22 protein-coding genes and 2 pseudogenes are annotated in these 24,528 nt (G+C 46.1%); 5 read left to right on the top strand and 19 right to left on the bottom strand.

Annotation, left to right across the window (positions count from 1 at the left end):
• Nucleotides 1–7: 7 nt before the first annotated feature.
• The 12 genes and pseudogenes from QUA13_RS02340 to speB all read right to left on the bottom strand — a co-directional run bounded on the left by QUA13_RS02340 (nt 8) and on the right by speB (nt 11,519).
• Nucleotides 8–3,013: a GAF domain-containing protein gene (locus QUA13_RS02340; protein ID WP_333196327.1), complete on the bottom strand. Its 3,006-nt coding sequence runs from the start codon at nt 3,011–3,013 to the stop codon at nt 8–10.
• A 373-nt stretch (nt 3,014–3,386) separates the two neighbouring features.
• A complete protein-coding gene (locus QUA13_RS02345; RefSeq protein ID WP_172190872.1) occupies nt 3,387–3,839 on the bottom strand; it encodes an NADAR family protein in 453 nt (150 codons plus the stop codon).
• A gap of 369 nt (nt 3,840–4,208) precedes the next feature.
• Nucleotides 4,209–4,568 carry a hypothetical protein gene (locus QUA13_RS02350; protein ID WP_333196329.1) on the bottom strand — a complete coding sequence of 120 codons (360 nt, stop codon included), beginning with the start codon at nt 4,566–4,568 and terminating at the stop codon, nt 4,209–4,211.
• A complete protein-coding gene (locus tag QUA13_RS02355; protein ID WP_333196331.1) occupies nt 4,541–4,909 on the bottom strand; it encodes a hypothetical protein in 369 nt (122 codons plus the stop codon). Before QUA13_RS02355 ends, QUA13_RS02350 begins: the two co-directional genes overlap by 28 nt.
• 207 nt (nt 4,910–5,116) lie before the next feature.
• Nucleotides 5,117–5,665 (bottom strand): ribosome recycling factor, encoded by a 549-nt coding sequence (gene frr, locus QUA13_RS02360; RefSeq protein WP_333196334.1) that lies wholly within the window; start codon nt 5,663–5,665, stop codon nt 5,117–5,119.
• On the bottom strand, nt 5,652–6,380 hold the full coding sequence (gene pyrH / locus QUA13_RS02365; protein WP_333196335.1) for a UMP kinase: 729 nt from the start codon (nt 6,378–6,380) through the stop codon (nt 5,652–5,654). The genes frr and pyrH overlap by 14 nt, the downstream gene beginning before the upstream one ends.
• A 131-nt stretch (nt 6,381–6,511) precedes the next feature.
• On the bottom strand, nt 6,512–6,910 hold the full coding sequence (gene msrB, locus QUA13_RS02370; RefSeq protein WP_333196336.1) for a peptide-methionine (R)-S-oxide reductase MsrB: 399 nt from the start codon (nt 6,908–6,910) through the stop codon (nt 6,512–6,514).
• A 651-nt stretch (nt 6,911–7,561) separates the two neighbouring features.
• Nucleotides 7,562–7,961: pseudogene (locus QUA13_RS32665) on the bottom strand (sulfate/molybdate ABC transporter ATP-binding protein); the annotation flags it as partial.
• 234 nt (nt 7,962–8,195) lie between these two features.
• Nucleotides 8,196–8,828, bottom strand: a pseudogene (modB, locus tag QUA13_RS32670) (molybdate ABC transporter permease subunit); the annotation flags it as partial.
• Between the two features lie 70 nt (nt 8,829–8,898).
• Nucleotides 8,899–9,708: a molybdate ABC transporter substrate-binding protein gene (gene modA / locus QUA13_RS02380; RefSeq protein ID WP_333196340.1), complete on the bottom strand. Its 810-nt coding sequence runs from the start codon at nt 9,706–9,708 to the stop codon at nt 8,899–8,901.
• 189 nt (nt 9,709–9,897) lie between these two features.
• Nucleotides 9,898–10,455 carry a thioredoxin family protein gene (locus QUA13_RS02385; protein ID WP_333196341.1) on the bottom strand — a complete coding sequence of 186 codons (558 nt, stop codon included), beginning with the start codon at nt 10,453–10,455 and terminating at the stop codon, nt 9,898–9,900.
• A gap of 134 nt (nt 10,456–10,589) precedes the next feature.
• Entirely contained in the window at nt 10,590–11,519 is a 930-nt protein-coding gene (gene speB / locus QUA13_RS02390) for an agmatinase (RefSeq protein ID WP_333196343.1), read from the bottom strand.
• Nucleotides 11,520–11,823: 304 nt separating this feature from the next.
• On the opposite strand from speB, the gene QUA13_RS02395 reads away from it, so the two are divergent.
• Nucleotides 11,824–12,738 carry an alpha/beta fold hydrolase gene (locus tag QUA13_RS02395; RefSeq protein ID WP_333196344.1) on the top strand — a complete coding sequence of 305 codons (915 nt, stop codon included), beginning with the start codon at nt 11,824–11,826 and terminating at the stop codon, nt 12,736–12,738.
• Nucleotides 12,739–12,923: 185 nt separating this feature from the next.
• On the opposite strand, the gene QUA13_RS02400 is transcribed toward QUA13_RS02395, so the two are convergent.
• On the bottom strand, nt 12,924–13,877 hold the full coding sequence (locus tag QUA13_RS02400; protein ID WP_333196346.1) for a M10 family metallopeptidase C-terminal domain-containing protein: 954 nt from the start codon (nt 13,875–13,877) through the stop codon (nt 12,924–12,926).
• A 158-nt stretch (nt 13,878–14,035) separates the two neighbouring features.
• Entirely contained in the window at nt 14,036–14,446 is a 411-nt protein-coding gene (locus tag QUA13_RS02405; protein ID WP_333190923.1) for a hypothetical protein, read from the bottom strand.
• Between the two features lie 143 nt (nt 14,447–14,589).
• Here QUA13_RS02405 and QUA13_RS02410 point away from each other — a divergent pair, with 143 nt between their 5' ends.
• Together QUA13_RS02410 and QUA13_RS02415 are read left to right on the top strand one after the other, a co-directional pair.
• Nucleotides 14,590–15,273 (top strand): response regulator transcription factor, encoded by a 684-nt coding sequence (locus QUA13_RS02410; RefSeq protein WP_333190924.1) that lies wholly within the window; start codon nt 14,590–14,592, stop codon nt 15,271–15,273.
• Nucleotides 15,270–16,817, top strand: a complete 1,548-nt coding sequence (locus QUA13_RS02415; RefSeq protein ID WP_333196348.1) for an ATP-binding protein — start codon at nt 15,270–15,272, stop codon at nt 16,815–16,817. The genes QUA13_RS02410 and QUA13_RS02415 overlap by 4 nt, the downstream gene beginning before the upstream one ends.
• A 292-nt stretch (nt 16,818–17,109) precedes the next feature.
• Here QUA13_RS02415 and QUA13_RS02420 read toward each other — a convergent pair whose 3' ends face one another.
• Nucleotides 17,110–17,514, bottom strand: a complete 405-nt coding sequence (locus QUA13_RS02420; RefSeq protein WP_333196350.1) for a ceramidase domain-containing protein — start codon at nt 17,512–17,514, stop codon at nt 17,110–17,112.
• A gap of 79 nt (nt 17,515–17,593) precedes the next feature.
• Here QUA13_RS02420 and QUA13_RS02425 point away from each other — a divergent pair, with 79 nt between their 5' ends.
• Nucleotides 17,594–18,016, top strand: coding sequence for a DUF2809 domain-containing protein (locus QUA13_RS02425; RefSeq protein ID WP_333196351.1), 423 nt, complete (start codon nt 17,594–17,596; stop codon nt 18,014–18,016).
• A gap of 158 nt (nt 18,017–18,174) precedes the next feature.
• Here the strand turns inward: QUA13_RS02425 and QUA13_RS02430 are convergent, their stop codons facing one another.
• The 3 genes from QUA13_RS02430 to QUA13_RS02440 form a co-directional block, all read right to left on the bottom strand.
• Nucleotides 18,175–18,603, bottom strand: a complete 429-nt coding sequence (locus QUA13_RS02430) for a DUF202 domain-containing protein (protein ID WP_333196354.1) — start codon at nt 18,601–18,603, stop codon at nt 18,175–18,177.
• Nucleotides 18,604–19,024: 421 nt separating this feature from the next.
• Nucleotides 19,025–20,443, bottom strand: a complete 1,419-nt coding sequence (locus QUA13_RS02435) for an LCP family protein (protein WP_333196355.1) — start codon at nt 20,441–20,443, stop codon at nt 19,025–19,027.
• A gap of 104 nt (nt 20,444–20,547) precedes the next feature.
• Nucleotides 20,548–20,922, bottom strand: coding sequence for a hypothetical protein (locus tag QUA13_RS02440; protein WP_172192965.1), 375 nt, complete (start codon nt 20,920–20,922; stop codon nt 20,548–20,550).
• A 243-nt stretch (nt 20,923–21,165) separates the two neighbouring features.
• Here QUA13_RS02440 and rpe point away from each other — a divergent pair, with 243 nt between their 5' ends.
• Nucleotides 21,166–21,867 carry a ribulose-phosphate 3-epimerase gene (gene rpe, locus QUA13_RS02445; RefSeq protein ID WP_172192955.1) on the top strand — a complete coding sequence of 234 codons (702 nt, stop codon included), beginning with the start codon at nt 21,166–21,168 and terminating at the stop codon, nt 21,865–21,867.
• Nucleotides 21,868–22,097: 230 nt separating this feature from the next.
• On the opposite strand, the gene QUA13_RS02450 is transcribed toward rpe, so the two are convergent.
• Nucleotides 22,098–24,458, bottom strand: coding sequence for a VIT domain-containing protein (locus QUA13_RS02450; protein ID WP_333196356.1), 2,361 nt, complete (start codon nt 24,456–24,458; stop codon nt 22,098–22,100).
• Nucleotides 24,459–24,528: the final 70 nt, after the last annotated feature.

The raw sequence follows: 24,528 nt of genomic DNA on the forward strand, positions 1-24,528 counted from the left end.
CAGTTACCTAATTCAGTGGAATCTCGATCCTGAATTCTGTACCCTGACCAGGTATAGAATCACACTTGAGTACGCCTTGGTGTTTCTCAACTACTATTTGGTAACTGATAGACAGTCCTAAACCCGTGCCCCGACCGACGGGTTTAGTAGTAAAAAACGGATTAAAAATGTGAGAGATTAACTCTTTGGGGATGCCGTGACCGTTGTCGGCAATATAAATTCCTACCCTTTTTTCATCGATTAATTCTGTGCGAATCCGAATGCAAGGGGATGGGAAATCAGGAATCAAACATTCGGTGCTGGCATTTATATCTAGTGGCTCGACAGCCAGTTTTTGCGAGCTTAAATGTGTCGCCGCTCCACTTGCCACTGGAAAGGGAAGATTCATAACTCGCTCTCTTTGTCTCATTTCTAGGGCGTCAAGGGCATTGCCGATCAGATTCATAAATACCTGATTGAGCGAGCTGGCATAGCATTCTACTAAGGGCAAATTGCCGTATTCTTTAATAATTTCTACGGTGTTGCGATCGGAATTGGCTTTAATCCGGTGCTGCAAAATCAACAGGGTACTGTCGATGCCCTCGTGAATGTCAACAGCTTTTTTCTCGGCTTGATCGCTCCTAGAAAAATTGCGCAAAGATACAACTAACTGGCGGATGCGGTCAACTCCGACTGTCATGGAACCCAAAATTTTTGGCAAATCTTCGGCAAGAAATTCGATGTCGATTGCTTCGGAGCACTCGCTAATTTCTTGGTTGGGATTGGGGTAGTGCTGGCGGTAGAGTGCCACCAAGCAGAGCAAATCTTTGGTGTATTCGCTGGCGTGGGACAGATTGCCGTAGATAAAGTTAACGGGGTTATTGATTTCGTGGGCGACTCCCGCCAGCAGTTGTCCGAGACTGGACATTTTTTCGGTTTGAATCAGTTGGGCTTGGGTATTGTGCAGTTCTGTGAGGGTTTTAGCTAGCTGTTCGGCTTTTAATCGATCGGCAGTTGCTGCATCGAGACTTTCTTGATAAAGTTCTGCTTGGTGAATGGCGATCGCAGCTTGAGCCGCTAAATGTTGCACCAATTCCTGTTCTGCTGTTTGCCAAACTCTGGGCCCCGAACACTCATGGGCAATCAGCAACCCCCACAATTGGGAATCTTTGCCCCTCATGGGCACAATTAAACTTCCTCTCACCTGCAAATCTTCCAAAAATTCGCGGTGACAGGCTGTTAAATCCTCAGTATAAATATCATTAATTGCTCGCACCCGCCCGGTTTGAGAAAAGCAGTCTGAGGCTTCGGTAAAGCATTCTTGTGGAGATGTGATACCTAAAATTGACCGCCACTGGCCGCAAACAGCTTCGACAACTACCTCGCCCTGTTTGTCTTCTGCAAACTGGTAGATTACCGTGCGATCGGTATCCAACAAAAGTCTGACTTCTCGCACAATAGTTTGCAGTATGGTTTTTAAATCTAAGGTGCTGCGAATCTGGTCTCTAACTCGCGTCAATACTTGGGCAAAGTCCAAGGATTTTTGCAATTGGGCGGTGCGTTCTTGAACTTGACGCTCCAAGTTGGCATTTAGGGCTTGCACTTCTTTATAAAGAACGTACTGCCCAATTGCCGCACAAAATTGGCTGCCTATAGCTAAAGCTTGCTCTATATCCTCCAACTTCCACTCTGGTGACTGACCTTTTTTAATTTCTCGCCAGAGTTCAAAGGATTGTCTGGGAAGCCTTTGTGCAGCGCTGCTATCAAAGCGCCCCGCCCACATTTTTTCGGTATCAATTTCATTGCGAAAAATGGTCAAACAGCCGACTATTTTTTGTTGGTAGTGGAGCGGAATTACCAGCAAACCCCGAATTTTAGTAGTTTGGAAAGCGGGAACTAAAACTCTAAATAAAGGTTCTTTGTATAAGTCTGTAATTATCCAAACTGGAAATTGAGCATTAGTAATAATTGGGAATTTGGGAAGTTCTTCGGTATTTTTGAATCCTTTGGTTAGCCATTGCTGCCAGAGAGGATGAGCTTCGATCGCCTTGACTGTTTCCCAGTCGGGAAGTGTGGGTTGTTCTCCTGTGGCGAACAGTTCAAAGGTAGCATCACTTTGGGCAGGGGGAATGGAAAATGCTCGATCGATCTTGGGAACCGATAACTTTTCACCCTTGATGTTGGGGGGGTTGAGATAGAGTCTGCCGCCACTGCCGCCCAAAGCGGTGACGGTGGCTTCTAAACCTTGTTGCAGTTGAATGTTAGCGTGACCGTACAACAGGGCTGCTATGCGGCTCAGGGTAGCTTCCCGGGTGGCTTGAGAGCGGGTTTGCTGGAGGAGGAGCGCGTGGGCGATAGCGCTAGACAATTGATCTGATACGAGCTGAACTACTTCTAAATCTGCTGGTGAAATATTGAGGGGGGCACAGTGGTGAGACACTAAAAGTCCCCACAGTTCTATGTGAATTTTTTGATTGTTTCCTGGCTCGTATCGAGTCAAGCAGGTCCGGGCATCGCAGATATCTATGTTGCTGTTTTCCGACGCGATCGTGCGGTGCAAAATCGGGACGACTAAGGAAGATTGCACTCCCATTGCCATCAGGTAAGCTGTGTGGCAAGGATCGAGCGCTCGGTAGTGCATCTCTTCATTTACTAAAGGTTGACCGGTGTCTGCAGCATCAAGGGGACTCAGGACGATCGTCCCGGAGTTAACATCTATGATTGTCCGCAGGCGCATACTCACATACATCTCCCGGGCGTGTGCGGGAATGTCGTCTGCTGGAAAGTGCAGTCCTTTCAAGGAAGGGAGACGGTTGTTATTAATTGACTCAGCAACAACTTCTCCACTCCCGTCAACACTAAATCTGTAAATCATAATGCGATCTGTTTTCAAAAAAGACCGCACTTCTACTACCGTACTGGTTAAAATATCTTCTAATTCTAAAGATTTGCGGATGCGTTCAGTTATCCGCCGTACCAAAACTTCTCTGTCTAGTTTATGATGTAATTCTTGCGTATTTTCTGTGAATTGCATAATAAATCTCCTTTTGTAATTATACAATGATAATAAAAAGTTTTGATGTGCTGTTGGAGCGCTCAAACTCAAATGCACCACCCTGAGTTTTTGATTCAACCGATCTGTACAGTTAATCGGTGGCGCACTGGTGAGAGACGACGGTCTATCGCCTTTGGCGCCTTGGGATCGTAAAAATCTGCGATCGCGCCGGTTGAGTCCCTGCCTTCAACCTGCTGAGCGACTTAAGCAAATAATAATTATTATTTTAATCCTCTTATAAATTTCTCGCAATATTAAACTCTTACTATCAAAACTATTGATTGTTAGGATAGTTTGACATTTCTTGTAAAACTTTATACAATGATAACGAACGAAAGAATTTGAATTTCTATCAGCCCGCAAGGCGCTGACTAATTTCCTTGCGCACGCTCATCAGAATTTTACCCAAATGATTTTGACCGGTTCGGTCGCAGCCACACCCCCAGTAGTAATCCGTTGGCGAATCCTCGACAATCATTCGATCCCCTGTGGCGAGGAGAATAGCTTGAATGTCTGTATGAACGAGAAACTTAGTTAAAACTGCTTCGCGCATAATAGGAATTTTCACCGCTTCCCAATCAGCGCGAATCCGGTGGTTGGGATCGCGACCTAATTTGGCGGCTTCCTGGGGAGTTGCTACGGCTCGAATCGTCGCCACTAATCTTTCATCAGTGCTAACAAATTTTTGTGCTTGATAGTAATGTTCCACAGTCAACCAATCTTGACCGTGCAGACTAATGTCGTGTAGTGAAAAATTAGAAAAGCAGCCGTAAGGCTCCTCTACTTTATAAAAATAAATTATCATTAGATTTGAGATTTTATATTTTACAGGATTTAGGTAGAATGTAATTATTCATGGTGCGCCTAAAGCACCTCACCGCACTCTTAGTAACGTATCAAACCACTTTTTGTCAAGAGTATTTGAGATTAGATTCTACAAGCAGCGCGGGGCTGGTATTAAAAAATCCTCGCATCGACTTTATTTAAAATAGAAGTTACGCTTTTGAACCCCGTTTATTGGAAAAAATTGGGCTTGGCCACAAAAAATCTAGGAATCAACTGGCTTTCTGAGGAATAGTGCGTAATTCCTATTGTTAAATTAACGATTAAGAATTGGGAATGAAGAATAAGGAATTGGGATTTAAGAATCTTCCTTTTTCCTTCTTTCTTCGTCCTAAAACGGCATCAGCTTTTTAAGAGCGCGGTTAGCGATATCAGCATAACGCAGTTCACCGCACAAAATTTTGCTCGTCAACTGAGTAGCGATCGGCAATTTGACGCCCGCTCTGCAAGCAGCTCCTGTAAACTGATAGAATGCTCTAGCCAAGCGACCGGCCCAAACCATATCAGTTCCCCATTTTTGGGCGATCGTTTGATTATACTGCTCCTTAGCGTCGCAGGCACCTCCAAGAGTTCGATATATCGCCTGAGCAGCATTAAATTGGCTAAATAGGGCAGGTCGAATCCCCTCGCCGGAGAGGGAGTCGGCAAGACTGGTGGCGTCTTCTACAAGCAGAGTATTTTGCGAGTGCAATCGGCATCCCACAGACTAATGGGGTGTTCCCGCACGTTGCTGACACTAACATCAGCACCGCACTTAGTGGCGCAGTCGGCCAAAATTTTCTTGATATCTTTTGGCTTGTCGCCGCGCATCGCAGCAATACTCAAAGAGTAGCCGTCAGCTTTGGGAAAGCTCCAGATAAAACCTTTTTTAATAGTACCAAAATCGAAATTGAGCGAATCGCCTTTGATTGAGCGAGTTTCTAAACTTGCGATCGAACAGAGTTTTGGTTCTTTCCAAAACAGAAGGTTCCTGCTTTGCGTGGTGATAACCTGCTGTGCTACCTGCCGGGCTTGCACCGACAATAATGCCATCAAACATTTTTGGTTATGGGTAATTGGTTATTGGTAATTGGTTATGGGGAACAGGGAATTAGTAACTGGTAATTGCTAACTTATGAGTGTTAAATATTGAGTTTTTAACTCAAAAATCACAACTCATCGAGAGTCTGGGCGTTGTTCGCGACCGGCTCTCGGCAATCTCAAAACTATTCCTATTCCCCAGGCCCAATTTCCCATTCCCTAAACTGTCGTGATATCTTTCTCTTTCGCTGCTAGAACTTCTTCTATTTTGGCAATGTACTTGTCCGTCAGCTTTTGAATTTTATCTTGCAAGTCCCGCGATTCATCTTTAGAGAGATCGCTGCTTTTTTCCTGCTTGCGAATCGAGTCAACGGCATCGCGGCGGATATTGCGAATTGCAACTTTACCTTCTTCAGCAAACTTACTGGCCATTTTGACAAATTCTTGGCGTCTGTCGCTCGTCAGCGGCGGAATGTTCAAGCGAATAACTGAACCGTCGTTGTTGGGAACGAGTCCTACATCTGACAGGGAAATCGCTTTTTCGATCGAGTTGAGCGCTGTGCGATCGAACGGTTGAATGTTGATCGTAGTCGCATCCGGCGTGCCAATATTGGCAAGGGATTTGATCGGAGTTGGAGAGCCGTAATAGTCTACCATGACTCGATCGAGGAGGGAGGCGTTGGCCCGTCCCGTCCGAATAGTATTAAAAGACCGTTGAGTAGCCTCAACTGCCTTTTGCATATGATCTTCTGCTTCAGCTAACTTCACAAAAACCTCCGACAAGAGTTCCAATAGATTCTCCCATTACAGCTCGGTAGATGTTGCCCGACACCGAGAGGTCAAATACCATAATAGGAATATTATTTTCTTTGCAAAGGGCGATCGCCGTACTGTCCATCACCCGCAAATCTTGATTCAAGACGTGGGCATAGGTGAGGGTTTGATACCTGCGCGCGTTGGGGTTGAGGTGGGGGTCGGAATCGTACACCCCATCTACCTTAGTAGCTTTAAAAATCACCTCTGCATCAATTTCAGCCGCCCGCAAAGCTGCTGTAGTATCAGTAGTAAAAAAAGGGTTGCCAGAACCGGCACCAAAAATAACTACTCGTTTTTTTTCGAGGTGGCGAATCGCCCGCCGCCGGATGTAGGGTTCAGCTACTTCTTGCATGGCGATCGCCGATTGCACCCTCGTTGGCACTCCTACTTGTTCTAGGGCATCCTGCAAAGTGATAGCATTCATCACCGTAGCAATCATGCCCACATAATCAGCCGTTGCCCGATCCATCCCTGCCGAAGCAGCTTTCACCCCGCGAAAAATGTTGCCGCCACCGACAACAATCGCGATTTGAATGCCTTCGGACACGACTTTGGCCACTTCCTGGGCGATCGACTGAACGACTATCGGATCGATGCCGTAGCCCAAGCTGCCCATCAGCGCTTCACCGCTGAGCTTCAGCAAAACCCGCTGATAAACCATCCCCATGCCGCCACTATTTTTTTACTCTGTTTGCCTCCACCATAAGATAGCAGCATGGGTGCATTTTGAACATCAATTACCCAGAACAGACCCAAAAGCCTGTTCCAGAACTGTTGACTGAGAACGGTTGACTAAATTTAATCCTTGGGGACAAAATTAAGAGCAGCAGAATTCATGCAGTAACGCTGACCGGTAGGTTTCGGCCCGTCGTTAAATACGTGACCGAGATGAGCGTCGCAAACAGCGCACAGTACCTCTGTTCGGCGCATGAACAAGCTGTTATCCGACTCGCACTTGACATTTTCTTCGCTAACGGGAGCGTAGAAACTCGGCCAACCGGTACCGGAATCGAACTTTGTTTCTGATTTAAATAGCTCAGTGCCGCAGCAAATACACTTATAAATTCCGGTTTTTTTGTTGTCGTGATATTCGCCGCTAAAAGCTCTTTCCGTTCCCTTCTTTCGGGCGACTTTAAACTGTTCTGGCGTGAGTTGTTGTTGCCATTCTGCGTCGGTTTTTTGAACTTTTTCAGTCATGATTTGATGTTTGGTTAAGATGTATTTAGCTGTTGAGTGTTGACGGTTAGCTGTTAACTGTTGAGTGTTGACGGTTAACGGTATATTGCTAGTTAACTCATGCCTCCATTAATATTAACCTAATTGGCTCGAAATGAACATACCAGGGAAAAGGATTGTCCTTAATAGCCCTCCACTTTTCTTTGAAAACTTCGGCTTGCAAGTTATAATCTTGGGAATCATTGGGAGGCGAGTGCAATTTGAGATATAATGTCACCCGGTGCGGAGTTTCCACAGTCGAGGCGATCCAACAAGCAAAAGTATTTTCACGATCGCACCCGCTAACAAAACTCAGTTGATGAGCCCGAATTCCCACAGAAACTAGAGATTTGGGAATTGGTTCGACTACAGTCAGAGTACAGCCCCAGTCGATCGCCTCCACGAGACTTTCTGCGATCGGTTTAGCTGCTGAGAAATTCTTGCAGCCCGTCAACTGGGCGACAGTGAAATTGCCAGGGCGATCGAAAATATTCTCTTTGGTATCAAAGGCGATCGGTCTTCCCTCGGCCAACACCAACAGATTTTTGCACACCCGGTAAACTTCCTCTAAATTGTGGCTGACAAACAAAGTAACTCCCCGATAATTAGCCAGAGTCTGCATTAACTCGCGTTCCAGTTGACTCCGCAAATGAGTATCCAAAGCAGAAAACGGTTCGTCTAACAGCAGCAATTCTGGAGAAGGGGCGATCGCCCTCGCCAAAGCCACCCGCTGCTGTTGGCCTCCCGAAAGTTCCTGCGGGTAGCGGTTTTCCAGTCCCGACATTTGCACCGAAATTAGTTGTTCTTTTACCCGAAGTTTTTGCTCGCTTTCAGATAAATGCTGCAAGCCAAACGCAATATTTTCAGCCACTGTCAGGTGAGGAAATAAAGCATAGTTTTGAAACAAAAAACCGACGCGGCGGTCTTTAGAAGGTACATTAATGCCCTGTGCTGAGTTAAATAAAACCTTGCCGTTGACGGCAATTTTACCGCTGCTGGGAGTTTCTAAACCAGCGATGCAGCGGAGAGTCATGCTCTTACCAGAACCCGACGCGCCCAAAATTCCCAGCACTTCCGAGCCGATATCAAAACCGACATCTAAGGCAAAGCCAGAGAGAGGTTTAAAAATGTTTAAACAAAGTCCGCTTTCCGGTTGTTGTTTTTGGGGTTTTGTGTTACAAGTAGACGCGACTTTGGGAAGATTTGAGTGCAATCTTTGGCTCGAATTCGGTTTGGGCGATATCCTTTGTAAATCAGTCCAAAAATTAACAGCAGTTAGCACGCTCAAAGAAAGACTAAGAATAATCAAAACCCAAATACCAGCTTGCCTCATATCCCCTGCTTCCACAGCAAAATAAATTGCCGTCGGGATAGTTTGAGTTTGTCCGGGAATATTCCCCGCTAACATCAGCGTCGCGCCGAATTCACCCAAAGCGCGGGCAAATGCGAGAATAGTTCCTGCTAAAATTCCCGGCCATGCTAGCGGCAACATAATCCGCCAAAAGACTTGCCACTCGGAGGCTCCCAAAGTGCGAGCAGCGTTGAGAAGATTGGCATCAATTTGCTCAAAAGCTCCCAAAGCAGTTTTGTACATGAGGGGAAATGATACAACTGTGGCAGTAATGGCGGCGGCTTGCCAAGTGAAAATTATAGTAAAGTCGAATTGTAGCAATAATTGACCGATCGCCCCATTTCTCCCAAACAGCATCAGCAGCAAAAATCCAACTACTGTCGGCGGTAAAACTAAGGGAGAAATGAAAATGCCTTCAATCAAAGCTTTACCTCTGATGCGAGTTGAAAGCATCCACCGGGCGGCGGCTATTCCCAGGAAAAAGGTGAGAAATGTCGCAATAGTGGAGGATTTTAGAGATATCCAGAGCGGAGAAATATCAAATTCCATCTATAAATAAATCCGCGTTAATCAGCGCTTATCTGCTTTCATCAGCGGTAAAAAATCCCGAATTAGTTAGTTATCGAACTATGCCAAATCCATATTTCTGAAATACTATTTTAGCTCGATCGCCCGCCAAAAAGTCAACAAACGCTTTTGCAGCAGCGGGATTGCGGCTGTTTCTGATAACTGCCAGCGGATAAACAATGGGCGAGTGCAAATTTTCCGCAGCCGTTAGACGCACAGTTACTTTGTCGGATGCTTTGGCGTCAGTCGTGTAAACTATGCCAGCATCCGCATTGCCGCTTTCGACAAATGTCAGCACTTGGCGGACGTTATTTCCTAGCACTAATTTTTGCTGGAGTTGCTGCCACAATCCAAGCTTAGTTAGCATTTCCTGAGCGTATTGGCCCACAGGTACGCTTTTCGGTTCGCCGATCGCAATTTTCTTGATTCTAGCATCTGTTAACTGTTTGAAATCGCTCAAAACTATGCCATTTTTAGGAGTAATCAAAACCAGGCGATTTGTCAGCAAATTGCGCCGCGTGTCGTTAATCAGCAAATTAGCTTGCTGCAAAGCATCCATTTGTTTGGTAGCAGCGCTCAAGAATACATCTACCGGGGCTCCCTGCTGGATCTGCTGTGCGAGGGCGCCGGAAGCACCAAAATTATAAGTGATAGTAACATTGGGATTGCTGCCTTGATAAACAGTCTTGATTTCTGCGAAGGCTTGTGACAGACTGATAGCCGCAGATACGGTTAAAGACGTGCGCTGTTGGGCTGTTGCGACTGGAGAAACACTCTGAAATAAGTTCCAACTAATCAGCAGTGCTAACGCCGCGAGGGCTGCGACAATCAAATTGAGAATGCGTGTATTTTTTAAGTTCACCGAAAATAGTTTTGAATTTTAATTTTAAGTTACTCGGAAACCATTATAAAACTATCTTCTTCTCTTTCTTGCTTCGCGCTCTTCGGGGTTCGTTAACAGAAGTTAGGTCCTACTTAAAGCGATAAGGTGCGCAGTGCGCACCCCTACATTATTAGGTTCTGCATCCAGGATTGTTAATTTAAAACCTCGCTATTCTCGCCATTTGACAGAACAGCCGATCGCCTCTGTAGTTGAAGGCTCCACGGGTTGGCTGTTGAGCAATTGGTCGATCGCACTCCGCAAATAAGAAACTTGCACCGCCGCCGAATCGTCGGCGCTGTCGTCAATTAAACCTTTATAGCGCAGTTTGCCGTCTTGGTCTAACAAAAAAACCTCCGGCGTTTTAGAAGCCCCAAAACTTTCAGCCACATCTTGAGCAACATCTCGGATGTACGGGAAGTTGAGTTGATTGTCGGCTGCAAAAATTTTCATGTTCTCAAAACTGTCGTCGGGATGCTGGTTTGCATCATTAGCATTAATCCCGATTAAAGTAACATCTCGATCTTGAAACTCTGCTTGAATTTCTTTAAGGCGATCTAGATACAACTTCACGTAAGGACAGTGATTGCACATAAATATCACCCCAATAGCTCGATATTTTTCTAAATACCGAGCTAAATGGTGAACATCTTCGTCTACTCCCGGCAGTTCAAAATCGGGAGCGTAGCCGTTAATCGGAGTGCCGGTTGTTTCCATTAGTAAACTCATTTTTTGAGGGTATGAAGATCGGTATTTGCAACGAAAGAAAGATGAAACTCCTGGTATCTATAAAATTGGCTGTTTTTGGGCTTTGTCTTAATTCTAGCCTTGCCCGCAGCCAATTTTAACTCATACTTACCCGTTTATTCCTCGCCCTGTTTTAGCCAACCTTGAGCCAGAGCTTGATACCCAATCATTTTGTACGCTAATTTGGCTGCGGTAAATTCCGAAACAACAGAATCTACAACAGGTGCTAATTCCATAATGTCACAGCCGATGACTTCGTAGGACTCGAAGACGCGACGCAAAAATCCGGTGAGGGAATACCAATTTAACCCGCCCGGTTCGGGCGTTCCCACCCCTGGAATTAAAGTCGGATCGATGCCGTCTAAGTCGATCGTCAAAAATACTCGCTTAGTTGTTATGCTGGCAATTGCCCGATCGGCCCAATCCGGTTGAGTAGCAATTTCGCGAGCTCGAATCACGTTTAGCTGTTTTGCTTTAATCAAGTCGGCTTCTTCCTTGCAGATAGCGCGAATCCCGATTTGCAGTGTCGGTAAGCCCATATCGACAACGCGCCGCATCACGCAAGCGTGGTTGTGAATCGAGCCTTCGTACTCGTGCCGCAAGTCGCCGTGGGCGTCGATTTGCACGACTGTGAAAGGTTCATCCGGGTATGCTTGGCGATAACCTTCGACAACACCGGCGGTGATGCTGTGTTCGCCTCCGAGGGAGATGACAAATTTATTTTCGGTAACTAGCTGGTGGACTGCGGCTTGGGTGACTTGCAGCATTTCTGATGATGAAACCAGTTGTCTGTTGCGAGTGTCGGCGATCGGCTCTTTTGTATAAATTCCGACATCGTAGCAAACTTCGGAATCCAATTCTTCGTCATAGCACTCGAGTTGATGAGAAGCTTCTAGAAGTTTCGCCGGCCCGTTTTCGCACCCCCGGCGGTAAGTGGTGGTAGCTTCGTAGGGAATTGGTAAAATTACTACTTTGGCGGTGTCGTAGTCTGGTACAATTTCCGACCCCAAAAACGGTACGACAGCAGTGGAAATGATCGTTGGCATAAGGGAAATTTCAATAAGGCAAACAAGTCAGCATCTTTAATCCTGACATAATATCGGCTCTAACTGCAAAGGAAGAAGGAAGAGGGAAGAAGGAAGAAGGAAGAAGGAAGAGGAAAGAGGGAAGAGGGAAGAGGTATTAACCGCAGAGAGCGCTGAGGACGCTGAGGGAAGAGGGATGAGGGTTTGGGATTTATGTCCTAGCGGTTGCCTCGAATTGCGATAGGGTTTGTAGTAATGACTTGAGTCCTTTGCAGCCTTGCATTCATCTAAAATCTAAAATCTAAAATCTAAAATCTAAAATCCCATGACATCTTCTACTCCCACTTCGTCAACTGCTGTTGCACCTCAAACTTGGCTGTGGAAAGGCTTTCCGATTTGCTACCAGGCTGCGGGTTCGCAGGGGCCTGCGGTGGTGTTCGTCCACGGTTTCGGCGCGTCTTGGGGCCACTGGCGCAAGAATTTGCCGGCGCTGGCTGCTGATTGTCGCTGTTATGCGATCGACCTCATCGGTTTTGGTGGTTCTGCTAAACCCGCGCCCAAGCTTGAAATTGACTATACTTTTGAAACTTGGGGACAGCTAATTGCTGATTTTTGTCGGGAAGTTGCGGGCGGGCCGGCTTTTTTGGTAGGAAATTCGATCGGCTGTGTGGCAATAATGCAAGCCGTAGTGGATTTTCCCGATATTGCTTCTGGCGTAATTTTAATCAATTGTTCCCTGCGGTTGCTGCACGATCGCAAACGCGCCGAATTGCCTTGGTATCGCAGTTTTGGAGCGCCAATTGCACAAAAAATTTTAAATGTCAAGTGGATTAGTCAATTATTTTTTAAACAATTAGCAACGCCAAAAACAGTAAAAAAAGTGCTTTTGCAAGCTTATCGCCGTCCTGAAGCTGTCAGCGACGAACTGGTAAATATTCTGCTGGAGCCTGCTAAAGACAGCGGCGCAGTGGAAGTATTTGTAGCATTTATCAGTTATTCTCAAGGGCCGCTACCGGAGGATTTGTTGCCCAGTTTAAGCTGTCCGGCTTTGATTTTGTGGGGTACGGACGACCCTTGGGAGCCGATCGCATTGGGGCGAGAATTGGCAAAGTTTCCGGCTGTTGAAAAGTTTATTGCGCTGGAAGGCGTAGGTCATTGTCCCCAGGATGAAGCGCCGGAATTGGTCAATCCTATTTTACTCGATTGGATTAAAGAGCGATCGGCGTTTGCAGAAAATTAGCGCTTTTGCTCTTTTGGTGCTGGAAGAATTAGATTATTGAACCGCGAAGACGCAAAGGACACGAAGGAAGAAGTAGGAAGAAAAAATTAGGAAACGGCAGTGCCGTTTCCCTACCAAAAATAACATTGTAGGGAAACGGCAGTGCCGTTTCCTCGGTATGATAAGGAGTGCAGCCGGAATTGATATTACACGAATATGAAACTATCAAGAGTAAAGCCGCCTTGAATGACAGCAATTTGGTCAGATGTACCAGCCAAATTGATGGAGTTACCAACTATATTGTAGTTGGAAAGATTCCCACTTAACTGAATGCGATCGAGTCCCTGTTGGAAATCCTGAATCAGTGCAACTCCTGTTCCCTGATAGTAGCTAATTGCCGCATCACCGAGAACAAAAACATCTCTACCCCGACCACCAATCAGCACATCCGTTTCATTGCTTCCCGGTGCAGCACTTGATGGGTTGACTCCAATCAGGGTATCATTGCCGCGCAAACCTGAGAGTGTATCGTTACCATCTCCTCCTACTAAAGAATTGTTTTGGATGTTTCCGGTAAGGACATCCACATTTGGAGTACCTGTGACGTTAACGAAATTCTCTACCGTAAAATTCAGAGTGCCGATACCGGGTAGATTGTTAACCGCCAAACGATTTTGCGACAAATCCACATTAATAGAAGCTGTGCCGCTACCTGTAGAAGCATCGATGGTATTACTCTGTCCTAAAGGAGCAATTATTTGTTCTATATTTTGCAGGGTATCTGTACCTGCTGCGCCTTTATCTACTATGCCTTTCGCCTCAAGGCTAATGCTGCTGGTAAGGGAAAGATAGCTCATTGTATCCGTGCCTAATCCTCCAATTACGCTATCAGTGCCGCTACTACCTAGAATGAAGTTATCTAAACTATCTCCGGTAATATTGTCGTTTCCTGCTGTGGTGCTAATACTGTTAGCTGGCGGAGGGGGTGGAGTTGGATTTTGGGGAGGTAGAGCAGAATTAGTAATTTGTGCGCCTTGATTTTGAGGAGGTTGGTTGCCCGGTGCGCCTTGATTTTGAGGAGGTTGGTTGCCCGGTGCGCCTTGATTTTGAGGAGGTTGGTTGCCCGGTGCATTGATTGAATTAGGAAATAGTTGTGGCATGATGTAATTACCTGGATTAGTTTTCTAAGTTTGAAGAAGCTTTCAGGCTAAAGGAGTGAATTCTCGATCGGCCTTTGAGTTAGTCTCTACAATCATTAAGTTGGTTGAATATGACATTTACCCCTGTCCTAGGATTACAGTTTTGTAATCTGGAGAAATTAGGGTTTTTCCGAATTTTGAGGTAAATTACGATCGCCCGGTGGACGCGGTGGAATGCCCAGAATTTTAATCAACTCTGCTTCGGTGACTCCCAACTTTTTCGCTGCACCGGGAATATCTAAACGAGGACGGGGCGGTGGGCTGGGCGGGCGATTATTTTCGCTTGGCGGTTCCGGCGGTTTGGCGGGTAGGCCCAAAGCTTCGATTAACTCGGCTTCGGTGACTCCTAATTGTTTGGCAGCAGCAGGAAAATCTATACGGGGCGGATGTCTGCGCTCTTGACTGGGTTCGGGCTGGCTCTGGGCTAGTACAGTATTAGAATTAGCTGTAGTCCGATCGGGGAAAGTCAAGCTGCTAAATCCCAGCAGCAAGGCTGTAGCAGGTAATGCGAGCATTGAAGCAATTTTCATGAGAGTTACGATCGCCGACCTAAAAATGTTTATAGCTACATCAAAACCCCCAAACATTACCTGCAACACTGCGGATGGATTACAGTTTTGTAATTTAAGTAAATCCCTGATGGCGGTATAATCGCAACCGAATATGTAAATCTATGAATGTTCTATACGTTGAAGATGAAGAAAAAATTGCCAATTTTGTTTGTATCGGCTTGAAAGAACAAGGTTTTGTTGTGGATTATTGCGATAATGGTAATGATGGCTACGATCGGGCGATGGATAATGAGTACGATGCGATCGTCCTGGATATTGTTTTGCCGGGAAAAGATGGATTATCTATTCTCAAACATCTGCGAAAGGCTGGACGCAACGTACCCGTGATTTTATTAACTGCTCGCAATGAACTAGACGATCGCATTGAAGGGTTACATCTCGGTGCTGATGACTATTTAGCTAAACCGTTTTTTGTTGAGGAGTTAGTTGCTAGGATTTATGCTGTAGTGCGTCGGGCTTCGGGCGATCGCCAAAATATTCTAAGTGTTGGCCCAGTTAAGCTCGATCGCATTTTGCGAGAAGTTACCTGCGATCGCCATGCGGTAGAACTTACAACTCGCGAGTTTAATTTGTTGGAATATCTGATGCGATCGCCTGGCCGGGTACTCACCCGCACGCAAATCCTCGAACATATCTGGGGTTATGATTTTAATCCGAATACAAATGTAGTAGATGTATGTATTCAACGCATTCGCAAGAAAATTGAACCGATAGGCGGTACAGGATGGGTTGAGAGCGTGCGGGGCGTTGGCTATCGGTTTCGCAAACCAGATTCCCCATCGTGAAACTGCAATCTTTTCGCTTTCGGATTACTTTATTATCTGCTGTTCTGGCAAGTGTTGCTCTGATTGGCTTTAGTATTGTTTCGTGGTGGTTGATTTACGATGCTAAGGTCAAGCGTCTTGATGCTGAAATCAAGAATCAGTTAATCCAATCTACCCGCCCGCAATCGACGCAATGGGATGTTTATAGTGATTCTTTGCCCTCAGTTTTGGGCATGAATGATGGGGAAACAACCGCGGCTTTGCTGGTGACTGATAGAGATGGTAATTTGCTCTACCGATCGAGCCAGTGGCAAGATGAACTTGATGCTAATTCATTATGGCGATCGCTGCCCCAACCGCCTCCCGATCCTGCTAGAATACCTTTTCAATTAGAACCTCCCCCTCCACCCTATCCACCACCTCCACCCTATCCGCCACCTCCCGATCGACCGGATTCATTGTCACCGAGAGAAAGAAGACCCCCGCGCGATCGACCTCCTCAATTCGATCGACCGAATTTTCCTCGAGTTTTCAAAGCTAAACTAGCAACCCAGCGTACTAGCAGGGCAGTTTGGCGTGTGGGCGCGATTCATTCTCCTCAGACTCAAATAGCGATCGCTGTTAACTTACAAGCGATCGATCGGGAAATGGCATCAATTCGCAATATCTTTCTATTTTCTATTCCCGTAGTGCTGTTATTCGTAGCGGGTGGAGCGTGGTTGATATCTCGGAGTATTCTATATCCCATTGGGCGACTCACGATGGCTATTAGCAATGTTACCGTACAAGGGCTCGATCGGCGCGTCCCTGTCGGTTCAACGGATATAGAGTTTGTAGAATTAATTTTTGTGTTCAATCAGATGTTAGAACGTCTGGAGCGAAGTTTTAAACAAGCTTCTCGTTTTAGTGGAGATGCTGCTCATGAACTGAAGACACCGCTGGCAATTTTGCAAGGCCAACTAGAACGGGCTTTGCATCAAGTTGAATCGGGTTCTGAGGTGCAGCAAACTCTGAGTAATTTATTGGATGAAGTGCGCCGTTTGAGTGAAATTACCCGTAAACTTCTCTTACTTTCTCTAGCCGATGCTGGACGTATGGGTTTACATTTGGTTGAGGTGAATATGTCGGCTTTGCTATCGGAAATTGCCGAAGATATGGAACTGCTAGCACCGCATTTAGATGTGCAAATGGCAATTGCTCCTAATTTATATATCAAGGGCGATCGCGATTTGCTGGTGCAGGTTTTGCAAAATCTAGTTGGTAATGCGATTAAATATAATTTACCGAAGGGTTGGCTCAGGTTACAGGCTAACTGTCAGGGAAAAAGAGTAATTGTGAAAATTGTCAATAGCTCTCAAGATATTTCTTTGAGGGAGCGCGATCGCATTTTCGAGCGCTTCCATCGCGGCGACTCCACACAGATCCAAAAAATCGAAGGATCGGGATTGGGGCTAAGCTTAGCAAGGGAAATCGCACGGGCGCACGGCGGCGATATTCAACTAGATGCTGCCATACTTGGTCAAACAGGGTTTATACTGAGTTTACCTGTGGGCGATCGCGATTAACCTTATAGCAATTAAGCAGCTTGGCTAAGACTTTGGCTAATTCGGATTTTAAAGTTAATAGATCCCTAGTCAATCATAGGTCTGTTTAGGATTAATCCTCTTGCTGATAAGTACAGCAAAATACCATTACAAAGATGCCAAACAAAATGAGTACCCGTTGAAAAATAAGGACAAATTGCTCGATCGAGAGTGCGGAATGAAAGGGCTAACAGGAATACCCCCGATGCTGCTAATAGAACAAATGGCTCACGCTTTTGCTGTTGATAGTGATATACTCCAAGCCCTAGTAAGACTAAAAATGCAGGAGCATAAGAAAGAGAACCTTTGTAAATTTATTGCTGAAGTTGCTGGCCAAGAAAAATCCTAAGAGCAATCCTCCTACATATCCATATTTCATCCTAACTACTTGACGGCTATAGAGCCATAAAAACACAACCTGAAAGAGCATAATAGGAATCACATCTAGTAATCTCCCCCATTGTGTCGCAAATGTATGAAATAGCGCACTTCCAATACCAATACTGGTGGCTAAAGTAATCAACATCCAAATACCCGTGGGTACTTTTTGCTGTCGCCGAGCCAATTGAAAAATAGCCCATGCTGCAATGAGAAAAGAAATATTAGATACAGCATTTAGTGGTTCACTCCATAAACCAGGCATGGTACGTTCGCAGTAAAGATCGATGTAATCATTCATCTCATGTCACTGTTGTGGGAGTTGAAGCCATACTACAGCAAAAGCGTTAAAGTGAACGAAAAAACCTGTCTCAAAGTTAATGAATTCCCCAATTTCTCCCGATCGCCGTTTTTTAAAATATAGAATTGCCCTGCTCATCAGTATAATCGTGATTATCCCTTTAGGTTATGCGGTGAGGTTTTCTCGCGGCCTTGCACCGGAATGGTTCAACGACTCTTTTGGGAGCATAGCTTATGAGGTATTTTGGATTTTGCTGGTAGTTCTGATCTGGCCGCGATTTTCCCCAATTATGGCGGCTTTAGCTGTGTGTCTAGCTACCTGCGGAGTAGAGTTTCTCCAACTGTGGACACCTCCGTTTTTACAAGCAATGCGAGCTACTTTACCCGGAAGGCTGATTTTGGGAAATCACTTTAGTTTGTCAGATTTTATCTCTTATTTTGTAGGGAGTTTTTTAGGTTGGTTGTGGGTGCGATCGCTTCATTTCACTTGCTTCCGCTTGTAACTTGTACTGAATTTAAATTGTATATTTTGATTGCCAGATCCCAAATCGTCAAATCCTCTCCCCATCAGCTCCTCTAACACCACAGACAATCTAGATGCACAAAAGCTTAATGATATGGTTGCCGTTATTTTCACTCAATTATAAGCGATCGGGTTAACTTAGAATTGAGAATTTTTAGGAGTTGAAGTGGGAGGTATATTGCCGCGATCTCGCCAGAGCAACAACGGAATGGTTAACGTTCCTAAAATCATCACAGTTCCAGTCATAATCCAAACTAGCACACGATTTGGGCGATAATCACCTCGCTCAATTTGCCAGAAAACTCGATTATAACGCCATGCTGCCAAGGCAATGACCGCAATCCCAAAAACGACCAGACTCAGCCCTAAATTTTCCGAGTTGAAGAAGGGAGGGGAGGCAACTTCTTGCTGAGTCACTGTAGCTTGAAATTGACGCAGAAATAAACTGAACCGACTGATCGCAAACCCAAAACCAATTAAAGCGAGTGAAGTTCGTAACCATGCAAGAAAGGTGCGTTCATTGGCCTGATGTTCCCGCTGTCGGTCTATTTTAGCACCCTTGTTCATCAACCCTACCTTTATAAAATATTTTAAGCTTTCCCTCGTTGATTATTGTTTCACTTGTGATGGCAGAGGGAAGTGTCGGTATTGCGATCGTGATTCATCATTACAAAAAAGATAATATCATAGGAATTGCGCAGAAACCGGATTTTTTCAGAAAAAGACTGTGTTATAGCTTTTAATCTCGGTAAAAAACCTTCCAGCAATCCGAGTGCGCAAGTCCTAGCTTACAAACCCGGTTTATACAAAAAAATCTTGGTTTGGTAATTAGGAATCTACGAATCAAGGGGGTTTCTGAGGATTAGTGCATCCAGGGCTTTATTAGTTAGTAAATCGCCAAAAAAGCGATCGCCCCCATCTCTACCAACAGAAAAGAAGAGGACACAGCATTGCTGTGTCCCTACAAATACCGCGGTTAAAATCCAGTTTAAAAAGACTTAGCCGCACCGCCGGACTGAGCCTTTTTCTGCAACCAATCCTGACCCAATCTGATTGTCACGTCCGACTGCAAAGAACCGGTACTCTCAACCAGCACGTCTCCAAAACCCAAAAACTGGCGAATCGCTTGAGCACCTTTAATATCGCCCTGTTGAGCTACTACAGTAGTTACCTCCAACGGTTCGGGCCAAGCTTTATAAACCTGAACATTCCGATAACCTGCTTGAGTCAGAGTATTGACAAAATCTTCAACAGCCGATTCATCTCCGGTACTATCTTGAATCGCCACCTTCAGAAAAGTTGCATCAGCATTCTCAATTGTCCAACTATTCTGACCGAAGTCAAAATGTTCTGACACCAGAGTTTCGATGCCACTTTGATCGGGCAACCAAAAACTCGCCTTGTAGTCCTTAGCATCGCTAAATTTGCCGGGAACCATTAACATCTGCACGCCAGCGCGATCGGTTTGAGTAGCAAAACCAGCCAAAGCCACCAATTCTTCTATACTCAAATTCGTGTCAAGGTGAGACTGAATCACCGACAAAATCTTCGGTAGCCGAGACAGCAAACCTACATTTACTTCCTGTTCTACAAAAGCCCGCATCAACAATTGCTGGCGCTGCACCCGCCCGATATCGCCCAAATCGTCGTGCCGGTAAAGCAAATATTGCACGATTTGTTCGCCGTTGAGTTTCTGCTTGCCAGCCTTTAAATTTATATATAAATGCTGGCTTTCATCCGTATACTTCATGTCCTTAGGGACATTAATAGTAATGCCGCCAAGTGCATCTACCAAACTTTTGATGCCTTGAATATTGACCGTGACATAACGGTCAATTCCCACGCCGCCCAAGAGTCCGCTGACTGCCTTCGCTGACGAAGCTGGGCCCCCGTAGTAATTAGCTTCGTTTATTTTCACCTCCCCTCTACCTTCAACATAGGTGCGAGTGTCTCGCGGAATGGAAAGCACGCTTAACTTTTTATTTTGAGGGTCAAACCTAACCAACAGCATGGTATCGGTTAAGCCCTTGAAAGAGTTTTGCCAGACCTCGTATCCCTGCTCCCTATCGGCATGGCCGTCGATGTCTGAACTCAGAACTTTAAGTCCTAAAACTAAAATATTAACTGGGCGAGTCAGCTCCGGCATCTTCATGTTGAGCTTTGCCATGTCGCCTTGAGAAAACACCGCCGCTTCTTCAGGGCTCAACTTTTGTTGCTGAAGCGGCGTTGTAGAAAGGGAGACGGCTAGCAATGCTCCGGCTGTGGCTGAGAGCATGGCTACTCCCGCCAAACCAAAACCAAAACCCAGCCAACGGCCTCGATGGGGCTGCTGGGAAGATTTTTTGGTTGCAGGTTGAGCAGTTGATTGTTGGATAGGGTCTTGATTAGGAATTTTTTGAGCTGGCACTGGCTTCCTCACACACAACAAAAATAAAAAAGATAATGGCAATATGTAGTATCAAGCTGAAGACGCAATCAATCAATACGGTAGGGGCTTAAAAGAACCCTAAATTATGATAAATGTTTGCCCACCACTTGCTCCGCTACGCGGCTAATTCCGGGCAACCATAGCGGTTGACGCTTCCAGAGGCGAACCATCAGTCCCAAAGCAACGATGAAATAGCTGGTTGTCAGCAGGCTACTCATTAATAACATGGGAAGTGTCGGAGATTCCGCAGAAATCGCTCCAGCTTCTAAAAGAATATGTCCTAATAGCCAACTAAAAGCAAGGGCAATTGCCAAGCGGCTGATGGCTTTGCGTTCGGGGCTGCCCTGACGGCGGTAAAGAGTCCACAGGGCGGGGAAAAAGCCGATGACTGGGATCATTAATACAAACAGACTTGCACGATCGAGTTCAGGATTTTCTAAGGGATCTGTATTTTTCATCATTCGCTACTCAATATTTGCAGAAGGTCAGATTTTGCACGAAAGTTATTTGTTAGAGGGAAAATTAATATCCTAAACCAAAATTCCCAGAGCAGGGCTGGTGCGATCGCCAAACTTGTCTGTCAAAGGCAAAATTTTTCGGCACTCCCGAACCCGCGACCGATCGTTGGCAACTTTTCGACCCGGAGACTCGTATTTTGATAAACTGGATACAGCACAGCAGACAGGAGAACAGACTTAGCCATGACCCAATCCCAAAAATCAATCGTTATTGCTCCATCCATATTATCAGCCGATTTTAGCCGTCTCGGAGAAGAGATTCAGGCTGTCGATCGAGCTGGGGCTGACTGGATTCACGTAGATGTGATGGACGGTCGCTTTGTTCCTAATATTACTATCGGGCCGCTGATTGTTGAGGCAATTCGCCCTGTTACTACCAAGGTGATCGATGTCCACTTGATGATTGTGGAGCCGGAGAAGTACGTCGAGGACTTCGCTAAGGCTGGTGCTGACATTATTTCGGTTCACGCCGAGCATAATGCTTCGCCTCACTTGCACCGCACCCTCGGCCAAATTCGGGAATTGGGCAAAATGGCTGGTGTGGTTCTGAATCCTTCGACGCCTTTGGAGTTGATCGAGTACGTGCTGGAACTTTGCGATTTAGTGCTGATTATGAGCGTCAATCCCGGCTTTGGCGGTCAAAGTTTTATCCCGGCTGTTCTGCCAAAAATTCGCCAGTTGCGCAAAATGTGCGACGACAAGGGCCTCGATCCTTGGATTGAGGTGGATGGCGGTTTGAAGGGGAACAATACTTGGCAGGTTCTGGAAGCGGGCGCAAATGCCATCGTCGCTGGTTCTGCTGTGTTTAAGGCGAATGATTACGCAGGGGCGATCGAGGGTATCCGCAACAGCAAGCGCCCGACCCCCGAGTTGGCTGCTGTTTAGTTGAAAATGCGATCGTGTCCGTCAAGTTACCAATAGACTTCTCCTCTCAAAGCAGATTTTGAACAGGCAACGAGGGCCTGTTCCACGATAATTATGGGAGAAGTCTAATAAAAAAAAGTGGTTTGCAGTCAGGACGAATAGTCATTATTAAAAAATGGAAGAGCAAATTCTTCCATTTTTTTGTGGGCGATCGAGCAAAAGTATTGCCCGGATTGTTAACTCAAGCTGTTTTACGATCGCACCCGCAGCGTCAGGCGCACTGTATCCCCAATAAAGTGAGGAATGCGCCAGCTAAAGAGGCATTTTTTGATAGTTTTCAGCAACTCCACATCCGCCAAAGTCGAAGCATCAGCATCCACAACTATGCGGCTGGCGCGCACTTTAGTGAAGACAATTTCTAACACCAATTCGCCATTTGTACCGGGCGGCACAGTCAGAGTTGCCAAGTGTTCGTTTAAACTATCGATCGCCACTTCATCCAACCCCGTAGCGCTAACGACTTCTACAGGTGATGTACTCCGCCTGTGCCGCTTTGACTTTGCGCTGGGGGCGCTGGCTAGTGCGGGCAATGGATACACCCGCTTCTGTGAGCGATTAAATGTGATGCCGCGTTCTTGTTTTTGTTCCATCCAGTCTGTGCAGCCATTATCTTCTACATAGCCTGTGCCGCCCAATACGCCCAGATATTCCACCGCTTCCGGCATTTCTACAGGAACGTTCATCGAGATGGATTGCGTACCCGGTTCGACGCGCACATCATCGCTGACAGCCACAAAAGCCGTGTACTGCGACAGAAGCTGATACGTTAGCGCCGTTTCTGTCACTGTTTCCACCCCCACCTTGGTTTCGTACTGCACCATCTGATTCATCAAATCTTTGATGCGCTGCCGCCCCCAAAGCTGGGCAACTGCCGGATTTCCAGGATCGGTAAAGTCGAGTTGGTAGGTTTGGACGTACTGGTGTCCGCCTGCGCTAACCCCTTTAATCTGCAATATTCCAGCTTCGCGATCGCCCTTTTTCCCAAACAGAACCAGCGGTTGTTCGGCAAATAAATCCGGCGCAACTGACGGATAAATTACCGGATTTTCGCCCTCTCCCTGCCAAGTAATTTCCAGATTTACCAACACCGGATTGTTGATTTGCCGGAAAAACTTTTCGACAAATTCCTTAGCTGGTTCGTCATGCCGGATTATCCGGGAGATTCCCCGCCCGATTTCCGCAATGCGATCGAGCAAAAAGCGATTGACGGAACTCCCCGCACCGAAACTGTACAGGCGATTCCCCGATTTGAGATGCTGCTGCACTTCGGCGAGAACTTGGTTTTCGTTGCCGATGTAACCGTCGCTGAGGAATACCACAGTTCGCAAGCGCCCGGATGGTGCGGGAAAATCGATCGCCGCCCGAATCCCGCCCAACATTTCCGTAGCGCCAGAAGCGCGCAGTTTGTTGATATATTCGATCGCCTGTTGTCGATTTTCTGCTGTATTCGGTAGCGGTTGTTTTGATAGTTGTCGCACTTTGTCGGAAAAATCCAAAATCGAGAAAGTATCCGCTGGATTCAATCCGTTAATAAATTGCCGCAACAATGCCTGACATTGCTGCAAAGGCGCACCGGATTGCGAACCGGAAGTATCGACTAAAAAAACGACATCTTTCGGCACAATTTCATCGGTTTTGTACTCGATCGCTGGAATCAAGTAAACTGCAAAATGCCCGCCGCGATCGTCCGAATGAGTTAATACCGTCGATTGACTTTCTCGACCCGCAATTTGATAGCGAACAATCAAATCTTTGTTGGGAATTGTATCTTGATTTCCCAACTGAATGCGCACCCTCAACCCATTTTTTTGGTCACTTGCTAAGGAAGTTTGGGGAGAGTCGAAATATTCAATTTGCAGTTGGTGGGATGGGGAATTGACATTACGAATCGGTACGCCAGCTTCAATTTCCAGCGTCACGCCGATATCGTGTCCCGATCGCATTCCCGGTGGCAAAATCGGGGCATTAAGGCGCGACGCATCGGGGACAATATCGGTATCGGAATTGACTGTCATTGGGGCTGGGGCGCTACCGCTAGCAGCCGTTTCATCCAGCGGCGTACCGGGAATATATCGCGGCCCGACAACCATCGGAAAAATGAATTCGTAATCGCCAGCTAAAAATTTCAAACTGTCAGTGTAGCGAATCGTGACATCGATTGATTCACCCGGTTTGATGTTGGCGAGGGACTGGGTGAAAATATTATCTCGCTCCTGTTCCAGCAAACCCGCAGTCCGCCCTTCTTGTTTGGCTTTTTCGTAAATTTGTTGGGCTTCTTCGCGTTTTTTGATGCTGCCTTTAATGGTGCGATCGCCAATTTTAATTTCCATCTCATCTACCGCTGCTTCCGCAGGTAGCGGGAAAATATAGACGGCTTCTAATGGCTTGGTGAAAGGATTTTCAAATTGCTGCGAGACTTCAACTCGCGATAAATTTCCGGCAATTTTTGCTCGGACTTCTGTATGTTTCAGGGGAAAAATAAGTTGTTCTCCCTCTGGGGAACGCACGTATAATCCACTGGTTCGCTCGGTTGGAGATTTCAATGATGGCATAAAAGTAGTCCTCCATAAATGATACATCAAAAGGAACTGCAACACGCATCGTCTCGACTGCCTACACTCT

The sequence above is a fragment of the Microcoleus sp. S28C3 genome, from assembly GCF_036700785.1.
Lineage (GTDB): Bacteria > Cyanobacteriota > Cyanobacteriia > Cyanobacteriales > Microcoleaceae > Microcoleus > Microcoleus asticus.